General features: G+C 40.4%; 10 protein-coding genes and 1 pseudogene. 8 read left to right on the forward strand and 3 right to left on the reverse strand.

Features of this window, described 5'->3' with window-relative positions:
• Positions 1 to 162: 162 nt before the first annotated feature.
• Both IGJ26_RS03745 and IGJ26_RS03750 read left to right on the forward strand, forming a co-directional pair.
• Entirely contained in the window at positions 163 to 2397 is a 2235-nt protein-coding gene (locus IGJ26_RS03745; protein ID WP_016621802.1) for a glucosaminidase domain-containing protein, read from the forward strand.
• A gap of 588 nt (positions 2398 to 2985) precedes the next feature.
• Positions 2986 to 3330, forward strand: a complete 345-nt coding sequence (locus IGJ26_RS03750; protein ID WP_005237412.1) for a DUF7006 family protein — start codon at positions 2986 to 2988, stop codon at positions 3328 to 3330.
• 100 nt (positions 3331 to 3430) lie between these two features.
• Here the strand turns inward: IGJ26_RS03750 and IGJ26_RS03755 are convergent, their stop codons facing one another.
• Complete coding sequence (locus tag IGJ26_RS03755) at positions 3431 to 4285, reverse strand: LysR family transcriptional regulator (RefSeq protein ID WP_008377207.1); 855 nt, start codon at positions 4283 to 4285, stop codon at positions 3431 to 3433.
• Positions 4286 to 4435: 150 nt separating this feature from the next.
• On the opposite strand from IGJ26_RS03755, the gene IGJ26_RS03760 reads away from it, so the two are divergent.
• The 5 genes from IGJ26_RS03760 (at position 4436) to IGJ26_RS03780 (ending at position 9255) form a co-directional block, all read left to right on the forward strand.
• Positions 4436 to 5404, forward strand: a complete 969-nt coding sequence (locus IGJ26_RS03760) for a TDT family transporter (RefSeq protein ID WP_042890594.1) — start codon at positions 4436 to 4438, stop codon at positions 5402 to 5404.
• A gap of 103 nt (positions 5405 to 5507) precedes the next feature.
• Entirely contained in the window at positions 5508 to 6467 is a 960-nt protein-coding gene (locus IGJ26_RS03765) for an L-lactate dehydrogenase (RefSeq protein ID WP_034878749.1), read from the forward strand.
• 318 nt (positions 6468 to 6785) lie between these two features.
• A complete protein-coding gene (locus tag IGJ26_RS03770) occupies positions 6786 to 7862 on the forward strand; it encodes an ABC transporter permease (protein WP_430599885.1) in 1077 nt (358 codons plus the stop codon).
• 5 nt (positions 7863 to 7867) lie between these two features.
• On the forward strand, positions 7868 to 8569 hold the full coding sequence (locus tag IGJ26_RS03775) for an ABC transporter ATP-binding protein (protein WP_430599886.1): 702 nt from the start codon (positions 7868 to 7870) through the stop codon (positions 8567 to 8569).
• Between the two features lie 47 nt (positions 8570 to 8616).
• Positions 8617 to 9255: a TetR family transcriptional regulator gene (locus IGJ26_RS03780; protein ID WP_008377216.1), complete on the forward strand. Its 639-nt coding sequence runs from the start codon at positions 8617 to 8619 to the stop codon at positions 9253 to 9255.
• A 115-nt stretch (positions 9256 to 9370) separates the two neighbouring features.
• On the opposite strand, the gene IGJ26_RS03785 is transcribed toward IGJ26_RS03780, so the two are convergent.
• Together IGJ26_RS03785 and IGJ26_RS03790 are read right to left on the reverse strand one after the other, a co-directional pair.
• The gene (locus IGJ26_RS03785) at positions 9371 to 10798 is read right to left on the reverse strand and encodes an APC family permease (protein ID WP_005225272.1); all 1428 of its coding nucleotides are present in this window, start codon (positions 10796 to 10798) and stop codon (positions 9371 to 9373) included.
• 559 nt (positions 10799 to 11357) lie between these two features.
• Positions 11358 to 11896 (reverse strand): annotated as a pseudogene (locus IGJ26_RS03790) (hypothetical protein).
• 141 nt (positions 11897 to 12037) lie between these two features.
• On the opposite strand from IGJ26_RS03790, the gene IGJ26_RS03795 reads away from it, so the two are divergent.
• Entirely contained in the window at positions 12038 to 14515 is a 2478-nt protein-coding gene (locus IGJ26_RS03795; protein ID WP_194199807.1) for a vitamin B12-dependent ribonucleotide reductase, read from the forward strand.
• Positions 14516 to 14539: the final 24 nt, after the last annotated feature.

Here is a 14539-nt window from a genome sequence, read left to right on the forward strand (position 1 = left end):
AAAGAGCATTCTTGCAACAGTCAACAGAAACAAGATAATCATACCATTTTTATCGGATATCGGTCATGTATGGTCAACTGTTGCAAAATACTAAGAACAAAGAATATTTAATATAGATAAATTTTTGTGTAATAATCTAACATTTTTAAAAAAAGCGTTTATTTGAATAGAAATAGGAAAGCAAGAAACAATGAAAGAGAGAATGAAGCGCGAGGAGGTATTAAGATGAAAAATAAGAAGATAGGTATCACACTAATCAGCCTAGGTGTATTAGCAGCACAAAGTTTTACCACACCAACTTTGTTGGCAAGCAATTTAACTGATCATCTTTCTGATAAATCAGAAGACGCAAGCCAATCCACCTTCTCAAAGGAAAGGAAGCAATCGAATGTTGATTTGCAAGAACCCAACATAGAGTTAGTTTCGAGTATGCGACAAGCGTCTAATGTAACATCGAATATAGCAATGAGTACCAGCTCCAAAACCGAATTGTCTAGTGGTTATGTTCCAATAATAGAAGAGTCAAGTGAATCTTCCGATGAAAGTACCGACTTTCCAGAAGAGTCTCATTGGGAAGATGAAGAGTTGGGGGAAGAAAACACTGAAGAACAAGAGTCAGACAAACCTGAAGAATCGCAGCAACCAGATATCCCAATAGAAGAAACGATTCCGTCTGAAGTACCAGAAGCTGAACAAACAGTACCACCTTCTTCTGAGGCACCAGTGCAGCCCGATCCACCAACTTCCTCAACAAATCAAGAGGATCAAAGTTCTGATTCAGGAGCTAATCCATTTCCACCGAGTGCTCCGGTGACTCGACCACCTGCTACAGATCAAGAAATTGATACAATTTTTGAAGGTTTACTCAATAGTGCAGAGAATCAACTTCCAGATGCATTTAGAAGTAGTGAAGTGGCTGAATCAACGTTAGGGAGTTTCACATTACCGTTATTAGCTAGCTTTGACCACTCCTGGCAAGCTGCGTTGGTGTATCAAACAATTCGACAGGTTGGCGCAGATGACATAGAGAGTAAAGAAGTCGATACTTGGCTGAAAGAACTTTATAACGAAGTACTGGCGACAAATCTAGAAAATCTTGATATGAAAGAATCAACCTATAATTCATTACAGCCTGGTGATATTCTCTATAAGGAAACTGCGGAAGGGAATCAATTATTGGGAATTTGGCTAGGAAACGATTATTATGGGACAATTGGTACACAAGAAATGTCAGAAACATTGGAACAAGAATCTCAAGAAGATGAAGTGAATGAAGACGTTGATTTAAATCAATCAGCGACTTCAGTGGTTTATCTTGAGAAGCTGTCCTATCAACAGGTCGATCAAGAAGAATGGGATGAAGAAAACATTTCATTATTGATTAAACGTGCGCAATCACCAGAGTTAACTGAAGTAGGTAAAGAGTTGGTGAAAAATTATCCAGCACAACTTGATTTCCAATTTAATACTGCTACACATGAATTTATCAAACAAATTAGTGAAAAAGCTCGGAAACTAGGGCAAGAGTATGACGTCTTTGCTTCAGTCTTGATTGCGCAAGCTATTTTAGAAAGTGGCAACGGTAGTAGTCTTTTATCAAAGGCACCCTATTATAACCTTTTCGGTATTAAAGGAAGTTATCGAGAAGGTGCAGTAGTGATGACTACCAAAGAGGATTTAGGAAATGGCGAAATGATTGAAATTCAAGATGCTTTTCGTGTTTATCCAAGTTACGATGAATCGTTAACAGATTATATTGCATTGATTCGCGGAGGCGTTTCCCACGATTCATTTTTTTATAAATCAGTCTGGCGCTCAGAAGCAAAAAACTATTTGCGTGCAACTGATGCTTTAACCGGAACCTATGCAACAGACACTAGCTATAATCAGAAATTGAATTCTTTGATTGCTGTTTACGAGTTGACCCAATACGATGAGGATCAATCACAACAAAGTGGTGTCTTCATTAAAGGATTGGAAGAAGTTCCAAATGAATATCGGGAGTTAATGACTTTCCCAGCTTATAATGGGAAAGATTATAATACTTCTGGTTCTTATCCTGTAGGTCAGTGTACTTGGTATGCCTTTAATCGAGTCGCACAATTAGGTGGTCGTGTAGATGATTACATGGGAAATGGGGGAGATTGGGGAACTACTGGTCTTAGATTAGGTTATCAAGTTAGTCGAACCCCCAAAGCCGGAACCTTGATTTCTTTCAGCCACGGGACAGCGGGGTCGGATCCCAGGTATGGTCATGTCGCATTTGTAGAAGCGGTTGGACCGAATGGTATTTTAATTTCCGAAGCAAACGTTTATGGTGGTACAACGATTTCTTACCGAGTGATTGGCAATGATCTAGCTCGTTCCTCGTTGGTTCAATATATCACACCGAAATAAGTAATAATAAAAGAGGCAAGTAAAAGATGAATGAATCTTATTATGGAAAGGTGTAACTAAAAGAGTCAATAAGGAAATGAAGGTAGTAAAGCAGGAAGAGAAAATGCTCGATAGAACCTTAACATCAAAAGTCTTACAAGTATTAAAAGAAGAACGTCAGTTGCTCAAAATGAATGCTTAGTGGTATCGGCAGTGATGTAAAATAAAAGTAAAATGTTTAATAGTAGACTGGCGGTTATCAGTATTCTTTGGGGGATCTTCTCTTTCCAACTCGTTCGGATTCAAGGGGGATTCAATGAATCCGACGTTAATAGCATGTTTAAAATCACTTTTACATCTTGATCGTTTTTTGTTGATCAAGAGTGACTCCCATAATGAAGGAGATTTTTATTGGCTATTGTCGCTTCTTCATAAATTACATCTGGAAATTTTTTTAAAGAAGAGGTTTCAAGAGTATCATTCATACATTATCTCACCTATTAAACTACTTTATCGAGAGGCATGTATTTTATTAGCTTCCAAAAAATGTTCACTATTTTTTGGAACGCATTAGAAAGAAATAATCACATAGAGAGGACCTTATGAATCATGCTATTCACAATGAAAGAAGAATATAGCAGCTATTATCAAAAAGAATTTAGGAATGCATCAAGAAAAGAAAAAGATTTGAAAGACTATTTAATTGATTTGTTGCGGCGTTTAAACCAACTAACTGATGAAATCTCAAAAGAAAATTTTTGGAGTGTGCTGCCAAGAATTTTGGGAATTGATGCAAAATTAAACCTATTAGTTGAATTGATTAAATTTGAAGAACTACCAAGCGAAGAAATTATCCGTATCATTGAAAATGACTATCAAAGCTATTTTAAAGAACTATGTGGGTATGATTTAAGTATGGAAACGAGATATTCTTTAGTATTTAACGTCGCATAAATGTATTTTGTTTTTTTGCAAAAAATCGAAGTTGTCTGATGGAAATCCTTTATACTGATTCTGAGAAATTTTCTTAAGAATCAGTATAAAGGATATTTTGTTATCTTCTCGATTCACCAGTACCAGCAGCTCTATTCCTTTCCAACAACAGCCGTTTAATCTCCTCATAAATCTCTCCGGTCTCCGGCGTCGCACGCTGACGATTCTGAATGATAAAAAGATCACGATAGCGGTACTCTGGATCAAGTTCCTGCCAAGGCAACTCTTCTGGTAATGAAAGTTTCGAGATGATCGATTTGCCGATGTTTTGTTTTAGTAGGGACAAAATCACTTCGCTGTTATTGGCTTTGATGATTTGCGGATGCAAGTGCTGTGCGTACAGATAGGTTTCGTTAATGTAGTACATCCCCGAGTCGTTTTCCCGCAAGACCCAAAAATCAGAAGCGAGGTTGCCTGCTAACACCAATTCATCGCGATAAACGAATTCTTTTTGGATCAATGGCGAAACGATTGATTTTTCTATCAGCCCAATATGGGCTTTGTTTGATTCGACGGCATCGATTACTTCTTGAGAATTCATGATTTTGATTTCAAAGGCAAACGTTGGAAATTCTTCAATCAGCTGCGCCATGATGCTGGGCAGTAAGTAGACGGCGGTCGTATTCGAACAAGCGAGCACACACTCTGTTTTAAAATTTTTGGTGTCTTTGGCTTGCGAAAAAATAGTGGACAATGAGCGGAGAGACTCGACCACACGAGGATACAAAAACTCCGCTTGGCTGGTGGGTAAAATCAATTGTTTTCCTTTACGTTCAAAAAGTTTGAAGCCAAGTTCGGCCTCTAAGCGTTGGATTTGCAAGGAAATCGTTGGTTGAGTTTTATAGAGTTGTTTGGCGGCAAGACTAAAGTTTCTCGTTTCATAAACAACAATGAAGGTTTTGAGCAATTCAATCATTTTGGGGACTCCTTTATTATTAATAATATTTATAATTAGTATTTAAAAGTATAATTTTACAAATAGTTATCAGGTGATTATAGTATAAGTGTAGAGAAAAAAGAAAGCAAATTTAGTTGAAATTTTCATACGTTGAGAAAGGATGAGTTGATGAAAACATCGATCCAGCATTTTTTACATTCATTGCCAATCCCGATTTGTGGCTTGATTTTAGGCACTGTGTCATTGGGGAATTTATTGTATTCAGAAGGAATGGAGACGGTTGGAAATGCGTTTTGCACCCTTGGTATTTTCATCATGGGGCTCTTCCTTCTGAAAGTATGCTTTACATTTAAGCACACGATGTCAGAGTTGCAAAACCCAATCGTTGCTTCTGTGGCGCCGACCTTTACGATGGCGCTGATGGTGATTTCCACTGTTTTTGAACGGGTCATTCCCGATGCAGTGATGAATGATCTGCTCTGGTGGGGGGCTATCGGCTTACATTTTGCTTTAATGATCTATTTTGTTGTCGTGCATATTTTGCCTGTCGACCTTTCGCTGGAATACATTTATCCGAGCTGGTTTATTACCTTCGTCGGTATTGGCGTCATTCCCAATACTTCTGCTGTCTTTTTTAAAGAGCTGGGGGAAGTGATCGTCTGGATCGCATTGGTATTGTATTTTGCGCTTTTGCCGATTATTTTAAAACGAATCGTCCATCAGAAGCTGACGGAACGTGCGGCAGTTCCTTTGATCACGATTTTAACAGCACCAGGTTCTCTTTGCTTAGCAGGTTACCTTTCCGTATTTGAACAAGGCTCTGCTTGGTTTGTCGCCTTTATGCTGTTATTGTCACAAACGATTTATTTTTGTGTCGTCGCTTATATGAAAAACATGCTGGCAGTCGGCTTTTACCCAAGCTATGCGGCATTTACGTTTCCTCTTGTGATTTCAGCGACTGCTATGTTCAAATCAGCGCAGTTTTTTGCGAATCACCCACTGATATTTGGGTTTCTACAAGCCTTAACGATTATTGAAACAAGCTTTGCCGTGATTGTCGTCTGCTATGTGTTAGGAAAATATGCAATTCATTTGTATCAGCAAGCCAAAGCGCTGATTGCCGGTCATAGTTATTAAGGAAACACAAGAGTACACAAGAGAACATACATTTTTTGAGAAAATACGTAATATACGCAAAACAATAGCACAAGTATTTGAAAAGAAAAGGAAGGGATCGCACATGAAAAGTACAAGCAGAAAAGTTGTCGTTGTCGGAACAGGTTTCGTTGGAACGAGCATTGCGTATTCCATGATCAATCAAGGACTGATCAATGAGTTAGTCTTGATCGATGTCAATCGTGACAAAGCAGAAGGAGAAGCCCTCGATTTGTTAGACGGTATGTCATGGGGGCAAGAAAACATCAAAGTTTGGGCTGGAGAGTACTCGGAATGTAAAGATGCTGACATCGTGGTTATTACCGCAGGGGTCAACCAAAAGCCAGGACAAACACGGCTTGAATTGATTGATGTGAACGCCGAAATTATGGCAAGCGTCACAAAACAAGTGATGGCTTCAGGCTTTGATGGCGTGCTTGTTATCGCTTCAAACCCAGTCGATGTCTTAACTTATCAAGCATGGCGTGTGTCCGGGTTGCCAGCCAATCGGGTCGTTGGTACGGGAACGACCCTCGATACCACAAGACTTCGAAAAGAAGTGGCGGCAAAATTAGCCATCGATCCACGGAATATTCATGGGTACATCATTGGGGAACACGGTGACTCGGAAGTCGCTGTCTGGTCCCATACAACGATCGGTGGGAAACCGATCGTAGAATTGATCAAGCAAAAGGATCGTTTGACCGTTGCCGATCTAGCGGTTCTTTCTGAACGAGTAAAAAATGCTGCCTATGAAATCATCGATCGAAAACAAGCAACTTTTTACGGGATAGGGATGAGTGTCGCAAGAATCGTTCGAGCGATCTTAAATGATGAGCAAGCGATTCTGCCGGTATCTTCCTACCTTAATGGGGAATATGGCATCAACGATTTATTCACAGGGGTTCCTGCAGTCGTGGACCAAAACGGCGTCCGCGAAATTATTGAATTGACGCTTACACCTGAGGAAAAACGGCAGTTTGATACTTCGTGTCATCAGTTACGAGCAGTAATTTCCACAATTGGACAAAGCAAAGTCAGCTGATCTCTAGAACACCAATAATGAAATCCTCGTGTTCGTTTTTGCCAAAGCATGGTTCGACTATTTACGGTCTGCCATGCTTTTTTTCATCTAGCAAAGAATGTTAAAAGGAAATGGCGTATTTTACGCGAAACGCCCAGTATTCAACTCTCTTTATTCACACTCCTTTAGGAAAAAACATCCTCAGTGAATGACAGAAAAAGAATGATCGATCAACCTTACAAACTTTCCGAGTTGTAAAAAGTGACAAAGTGTCACCTTATGTGGTATTCTTCAAAAAGTGACACTTTGTCAATATTTGGAAAGTAGGAGGAAAGAACAATGTTTCTGGCTATAAAAGAAATGCGTTATTCAAAATTAAGATATGGGTTGATCGTAGGAATCATGTTTTTGATCGCCTATGTTGTTTTTATATTGTCTGGCTTAGCTACCGGACTTAACTGGGATTTTAAAAAGGCCATCGTCGACTGGGATTCATCCGCGATCGTTTTATCAGAAGATGCGAATGACACATTTGCGGCTTCGCAATTGACGAGATGGGATTTAGACCGTGTAGAAGGGACACAAAAAGCCCCAATTGGTTTATACAGCAGTGTCATTACGGTCAACGATGAACAAGTCAATGTGACTGTTTTTGGTACACAAGACGATGCGTTCTTGTTACCAGAAGTCTTAGAGGGCAAGCTGTTTTCAAAAGAAAATGAGATCACGATTTCAGAAAACTTAGCAGAAGAAGGTATCAAGGTCGGAGACCAAGTGAAAATCGGACGCTCAGATGAAACCTTCAAAGTCGTTGGGATCACCCCAGAAACGTCTTATACGGTGTCACCAGTGATTTATACTTCCCTCGATACTTGGACGAAAATGAAGTTTGCTAATCAACCATTCGCATCTGATAAGGAGCAGCCCATCAATATCATTGTGACCAAATCAAGTGATCCTAAAGTCGATAACCAAGAAGGAACCCAGCTTAAAGTGTTGGCAACGGAAGACTTTATTGAAAAGCTTCCTGGATTTTCTGCCCAAAACTTGACCTTAAATGCCATGATCTACTTCTTATTTGTTGTTGCAACGGCAATCGTGGGGATTTTCATGTATGTGATCACCCTACAAAAAACAGCGATTTTTGGTGTGATGAAAGCCCAAGGGATTCGGACCAGCTTTATTGCCAAATCAATTATTGCGCAAGCATTTATGGTAGGAGTGATCGGGGTAGCCCTAGCCTTTGCGGCGGCATACGGCACCAGCTTGTTTTTACCAGATGCCATGCCATTTTTCTTTGAATTAAAGCAATGGCTGCTTTATAGCGGCATCTTGATTCTCGTGGCAGTTCTAGGCGGCTTATTCTCCATTCGGACGGTCACAAAAGTCGATCCAATCACGGCAATAGGAGGGTAACAAAGATGAAAGACATTTTAGTAATGAAGGATATTATAAAAAAATTTGGCAAGCAGCATACGGAAGTAACGGCATTAAAAGGACTGAATTTTCACGTTCAAGTAGGGGAGTTTGTCAGTATCATCGGCCCTTCTGGTTCAGGAAAAAGTACCTTTTTGACTATCGCTGGCGGCTTACAAAGTCCAACATCGGGAGAAATCATCATCAACCAGGTGAACTTTTCCCAATTAAATGAAAAGCAACGAGGGAAGTTGCGTTTTAAAGAGATTGGGTTTATCTTGCAAAGCTCGAATTTGATCCCTTTTCTAACGGTAAAGGAACAATTTTATTTGGTCGACAAAGTTACAGGGAAAGCCAAGGAAAAGGAACGGATTGATGAATTGCTTGCTTCATTAGATATTCTCGACCTTCAAGACAAGTTTCCCCGCGATTTATCTGGTGGGGAACGTCAACGAGTAGCGATCGGCAGGGCCTTGTTTAATGACCCAAGCTTGATTTTAGCGGATGAACCAACTGCCAGCTTAGACACCGATCATGCGTATGAAGTCGTGAAGTTATTAGTGAAAGAAGCGCATGAGAAAAAGAAAGCGACAGTCATGGTCACCCACGACGAGCGAATGATCCAATGGAGTGATCGCATTTTCCGAATGGAAGATGGCAATCTGATCGAACAAAACGCCCCATCAAGAGAAACTGCACAAGTCTGAGTGGAAAAGTAGAGGGATTTGTTTATAATAGAGGGAGTAGATTGCGAATGATGGAGGAGAATCCCTTGCCAAGTACAACATTTTTTCATTTAAAACAAGAGAAAAAAGAAAAAATCGATGCCGTGCTTTTAGAAGAATTTTTTAGCAAGCATATCAGTCAAGTCAAGGTCTCTGCCATCGTCGAAAAATCGCACATTTCTAGAGGGGCGTTTTACAAGTACTTTCAAAACTTAGAGGATGCCTATGACTATGCGATCACCAACTATTCCAACCAAATCCATTCTGCGATTTTTACGTTTATCAATCGCAACAAAAATGATTTTTTCAAAGGGATCGAAGAATACTTGGCTTGGTGCAGTCAATGGTCACCTGAAGATGATCATTGGAAAATGATCCACTTATGTACCCAAAGCAATGCCTGGACGAAGCGCGATGCGATCCCTGACGATTCGCCCATGATTCGCCAATGGTTGGAGCTGTTGGAAGAAAATCGTTTCACGATCCATGATACGCAAGAAGCCGTCAGTTTCCTTTACTTTATTATGGCGGTCGTGATGGATAGTCTGACAGATTTTATTTCGAATGAATGGACCGCAAAAGAGCTGATCAAAGATTTTCGCTATAAGGTGCAATGGATCAAGTATGGAATCAAAGAGCACAACAAAGAGTACAACAAAGAGGAATGAACGCTTCGGTAAGAGGATGGACCAAATACCGCACGCGGCGGAGAAGTTCATTTACAAAGAAAGAGGTGCCCGACAACCGAAATAGTTGTCGGACACCTCTTTTTTGAGCAAATGATTATTTTTTATTTACACGTTTCGCAATGATTGGCAAGATCAAGCCAATCAAAAGAAAGGCGATCGGCGTAATGATATTTAAGGCCAATTGGAAGAACCAAGCTTGCGGATCTGCCGCATAATCAAGCTTAGGAACCATCCCTAAAATGCAGGCAAAGGCCGTGAACAAGAAGCACCATAAGCCAATCCCAAAGCCAACTTTGGTGTTTTTCACGAATTTATAATCGGAAGTAAAGCGATTGGCGTGTTTGTTGACTAGCATAAAGGCTAAGAAGACCCATAAGTAACGCAGTGGCATGACAACTGAATTCAAGTTCAGCAACCAACGGTACAGTTCGGTCATATTGCCGATTCCTAGTGCTGGAATAATGATCAAAATGCTTACCAGGATACCAGTCATAATATATCCATTTACTGGTGTTCCTTTTTTGTTTAGTTTTGCTAAGCCATTTGGTACAAATTCTGAATCAGCATCAGACAGTAATATTTTCAATGGGGCATCAATTGAAAAGGCCAAAGCAGAGATTTGCGCCAACGCATTGGCGATGGAATAAAGAATGACAAAGAAGTTGCCGATTCCGTAGAAGTTTCCAAGTCGTTGAAAGGCTTCATAAGCGCCGTTGACCATCAAATCTTCTGGAATATGGTTGGCATCAAAAAGCATCCCCATAGCAATCGAGCCGAGCAAGGCACATAACGCCACCATACCGGCTAAAAAGATCATGCCTTTTGGAAATTCTTTTGCAGGATTTTTTGTGTTATTTACGTAAGGCGAGATTTTTTCACAGCCACCTACCGCAAATACCAGCATCGAGATCGTGGTTAAATAGGTAAAGTCAAATTTAGGGATATAGGTTGAAACAGATGACATGTTTGGTGTAGCAATTTCAGCACCAGTCATTGCTGGAGCGGTGACTGCTAAAAGAATAAAAAGAATCGACATCACGAACATGGCTGTTCCCGCGATGTTCCCAATCATTTTTAAGGTCGTCAATCCTTTAGAGGCAATCCATAAAAAGAATAGAAAAATAGCTAAACAAATCAACGAGACTTCCATGGAACCCATCGTCGATACAAATGTACCATTTCCTTTAAATAACCAACTCAAGGATACTAAGATTCCTTGGGGTTTTTGTGCCAAGTAGGGCACGTGAACGACCCAATAAGTCCAAGCAGCAAAAAAAGCCAACCGCTTTGTTGAGGTTTCTTTGATCCATGAGGAGACACCACCACTTGACTCTTTGAAGGTCGATCCTAACTGACCAACACTTAATGCATAGGGTACAAAATAAAGAGCCATAATTAATAGCCACGAAACAACAACAGTCAATCCTTGTTGAGCGTAATTGTTTACAACATTTCCCAGTCCCCAAACAGAGACGAACGCCATCAGCGCAATATTATACCAGCGTAATTGTTTCTCATTCATCGCTTTCTCCTTCTTAAAATGATTTTTCTGACTGGTTAAAATAGAGCGTTTTTTGAAATTTAGTGAGAAAAAAATTTCTTTCCGTAAGCGCTTGATCACTATCAAGTTTCTTATGCACTTTTTCACAAATGTCAAAGGTCAAATTGAATAAAAAAATTTCAGCTGCTCTTTTTTATCCAGTCATTGATTTTCCATAGTTAGGATAAACCTCTGAATTCTTTTGGTCAAGAAAAATTAAATTGTTATTTAAAAAAAATAATAAATTTCTGATGATAGAAAAAGCAAACATCATCATTCATTAATAATCTGAAAGAAATGCTACTACATTCGGTCAAGGGCGTGGATGAAATAGAGAACGTCTCATTTAAATGAATGGACGCATAAAGATGAAAGAAACCCTTTCGAAAGGCTTTTAGCTGGTACTTTTTGGATAGATTTTTAAGCAAAGGAAACAGAAGAGTAGCCATAGTTTTTTTGTTTTTCTAACAATAACTTTACGCTAACATTCTTTCAAAGAAACACGAAAACAAAGTTAGCCGGATTCTTCATTCCATCGAAATCACTGGTTTTTTTTCTTCAATTTATAGGAGTTGGGTGTTATTCGCTCAAATACTGGCCATAAAAGCAAATAAAAGACGAAGTTTCCACTGGCATGGAAGAAATCGAACAGTAGTCCTTGAAGGTAATAGGCAAGAAACGAAGGAAACTGATAAGCCAAACCTCCATCAACGAAACGATCAAGCCATAAAGAAGTCCGCAAAGAAAGGCAAAGAAAGCTTGCAGGATACGATTTTTCTTGATGATCGGGATTTTTCCAAGCTGTTGAAAAAGAACGATGGTGCCGGTAAGTGCAGCCAATTGACTGATCGTCCAGGGACCCATGCCTAAATAGATATTTGTTCCGAGCAAACTTAGCAAGGCAATCATCAACGCATCGGTTAAGCAGTAAGAAAAAGCCACTACAAATAAAAGGGCACTCATAGGCTGAACGTTAGGGATAAAGACAAAAACCAACCGTCCAACGATACACGCTGCGGTGAGCAGTGCTAAATGAGAAATTCTTTGAACGGAGAATACCTTGGATTGGGGAGGAAGCATGAAAATCGCCGACTTTCTAATTGATAATCATTCTCATTATACATGGAAAATAATATAATTCAAGATTGAAATACACATTATATAGTACGATAATAAAAACGGAGCACAATATGTTGTGCTTTTAGAAGGAGAGGGAAAGAAATGGACTACAAAAAACAAACGATTGAGAAATTGAACGAGGATATCAAGTTGTTCCAAGAAGTTTCGGCGATCACACCGGAAATGACCAAAACATTTGAGGGAATCGCTCGTTTGATTATGTTGGATCGTTACTCATTCAAGGATCAAACCCATCAAACGTTGGGTAAGGATGATTTGGTGATTTTGACAACGAAAGCTGATCCTAAATATCCTGCACGAGGAATCGGTATTGTGAAAGCAATCGATGGGGAACTAGTCTCTATCGAAGTGGAAGAGACCTATCGTTCAGCGTTAGAAGATACTGATGAACAAGCCAGTGGACTTGTGAAAAGAAGAAAAAGTGACATTGAAAAACCGTTAGAACTCTTTTTTGAGCAAGTGGCGCATCGTGTAGCCAAAGGGATTTCTGCCAACGAGTCCCATGACCAGGAGCGCTTCCTTGATACGTTTTACCAACAAATCGTGGCGCAAAACCTAATTCCCGCAGGCAGAGTACTTTATGGAGCAGGAACAAATTCTCAAGTTACCTACTTCAATTGCTTTGTGATGCCTTTCATCCATGATTCCCGAAAAGGGATTGCTGTCCATCGACAAGAAGTCATGGAGATTATGAGTCGTGGTGGCGGGGTTGGAACCAATGGGTCGACCTTGCGACCAAAATCAAGTGTGGTCCACGGCGTCAGCGGTCGGTCTTCTGGGGCAGTTTCTTGGCTGAATGATTTGGCGAACTTGACGAACCTTGTCGAACAAGGAGGTAGTCGTCGCGGAGCGCAGATGATTATGATGGCAGATTGGCATCCAGATATTTTTGCGTTTATTCTTTCTAAAATTCAAAATCCTGCTGTATTGCTTCACCTGAAAAAAACAGTCACGAATACAGCAATCAAACAACTAATCAATGAAAAACTGCAATTTGACCCTTTGACAAAAATGGAAGAAAGAATGTTCACTTATCTAGCGCAACTGCCTGAATCGTCAGATAAGGAACATAATGACATGATCCAAAAGGCCAAAGAAAAATTGCGAATAGGTGGCAGCTATGCGGTAAAAGAAAGTGATTTCTTAACTGGCGCGAATATTTCAGTCTGCTTGACAGAAGAATTCATGGAAGCAGTGAAGACAGATGGATGGTATGAGCTGCGCTTTCCAGATATTGACAATTATTCAGAAGCAGAGATGGCGCAATATGATGCAAAATGGGCGGAAGTCGGGGATGTGCGAGAATGGGCAGCAGCTGGTCATAAAGTCAAAACCTATCAAAGGATCAAAGCTCGTGAGTTATGGGAGTTGATTACTTTTTGTGCAACGTATTCTGCTGAGCCTGGTATTTTCTTTATCGATAATGCCAACAAGATGACGAATGCTACAGCATACGGACAAAAAGTCGTGGCAACCAATCCGTGCGGTGAACAGCCCCTAACCCCTTATGCCGTCTGTAACTTGGCAGCCATCAATCTCGCAAACATGGCGGATCGCCAGAAAGGCACCGTTGATTTTGCCAAACTAAAAGAAACCGTGAAAAAAGCAGTTCGTTTCCAAGACAATGTTATTGACGCAACGCCTTACTTTTTTGACAAAAATGAGCAGCAGGCGAAAGGGGAAAGACGTGTTGGATTAGGGATCATGGGCTTGGCAGATTTATTGATCTACTGTGGGAAAAAATACGGATCGGCAGAAGGGAATCAATTCGTTGATCAAATTTTCGAGGAAATGGCAGTCACTGCCTATGAGGCATCCATTGAATTGGCGAAAGAAAAAGGCAGCTTTCCCTTCCTGATTGGAAAAAATGACCAAGAGACGCAAGCGTTGCGGAAGAAATTTGTCGATACAGGATACATGAAAAAAATGCCAGCGCACATCCGCGAAGGCGTGCTGCGATTCGGCATTCGTAACTCTCATCTTTTGACCGTTGCACCAACAGGATCGACAGGCACGATGACGGGAGTTTCAACCGGTTTAGAACCTTACTACTCCTTTTCTTATTTTAGAAGCGGTCGACTAGGTAAGTTTATTGAAATCAATGCGGAGATCGTTGACGAATACCTGATGGATCATCCTGAAAGAACCAAAGCGCAGTTGCCGGCATGGTTCATTTCCGCTATGGAGTTGACGCCCGAAGAACATGTCGGTGTGCAATGCACCATTCAACGTTGGGTGGATAGCTCCATTTCAAAAACGGTCAATGCACCAAAAGGATATACAGTAAGCCAAGTAGCCAAGGTTTATCGAGATCTTTATGAAGGAGGAGCCAAAGGAGGGACCGTCTATGTAGATGGCAGCCGAGATTCACAAGTACTTACCTTAGAAGCGGTAGAAAATGAGCTGACCGCACAAGTTGAACCGCTGCCTGTCGTTCAAGTAGATGAACCCGTCGTCTCTGGTGAAATCTGCCCCATCTGCCATGAAGGAACCATTGAGGAAATCGGCGGCTGTAGTACCTGCACAAACTGTAAAATCCAATTAAAATGCGGGCTCTAAGAAAAAACGGGATTGATAAAATAA

The sequence above is a fragment of the Enterococcus sp. AZ095a genome (assembly GCF_050546735.1).
Taxonomy (GTDB): Bacteria; Bacillota; Bacilli; order Lactobacillales; family Enterococcaceae; genus Enterococcus_D; species Enterococcus_D entomosocium.

Bases quoted from the DNA above. Each gene is read 5' to 3' on its own strand.
- IGJ26_RS03750 (WP_005237412.1), top strand. From the start codon at position 2,986: ATGCTATTCACAATGAAAGAAGAATATAGCAGCTATTATCAAAAAGAA.
- IGJ26_RS03755 (WP_008377207.1), bottom strand. From the start codon at position 4,285: ATGATTGAATTGCTCAAAACCTTCATTGTTGTTTATGAAACGAGAAAC.
- IGJ26_RS03760 (WP_042890594.1), top strand. From the start codon at position 4,436: ATGAAAACATCGATCCAGCATTTTTTACATTCATTGCCAATCCCGATT.
- IGJ26_RS03765 (WP_034878749.1), top strand. From the start codon at position 5,508: ATGAAAAGTACAAGCAGAAAAGTTGTCGTTGTCGGAACAGGTTTCGTT.
- IGJ26_RS03770 (WP_430599885.1), top strand. From the start codon at position 6,786: ATGTTTCTGGCTATAAAAGAAATGCGTTATTCAAAATTAAGATATGGG.
- IGJ26_RS03775 (WP_430599886.1), top strand. From the start codon at position 7,868: ATGAAAGACATTTTAGTAATGAAGGATATTATAAAAAAATTTGGCAAG.
- IGJ26_RS03780 (WP_008377216.1), top strand. From the start codon at position 8,617: ATGATGGAGGAGAATCCCTTGCCAAGTACAACATTTTTTCATTTAAAA.
- IGJ26_RS03785 (WP_005225272.1), bottom strand. From the start codon at position 10,798: ATGAATGAGAAACAATTACGCTGGTATAATATTGCGCTGATGGCGTTC.
- IGJ26_RS03795 (WP_194199807.1), top strand. From the start codon at position 12,038: ATGGACTACAAAAAACAAACGATTGAGAAATTGAACGAGGATATCAAG.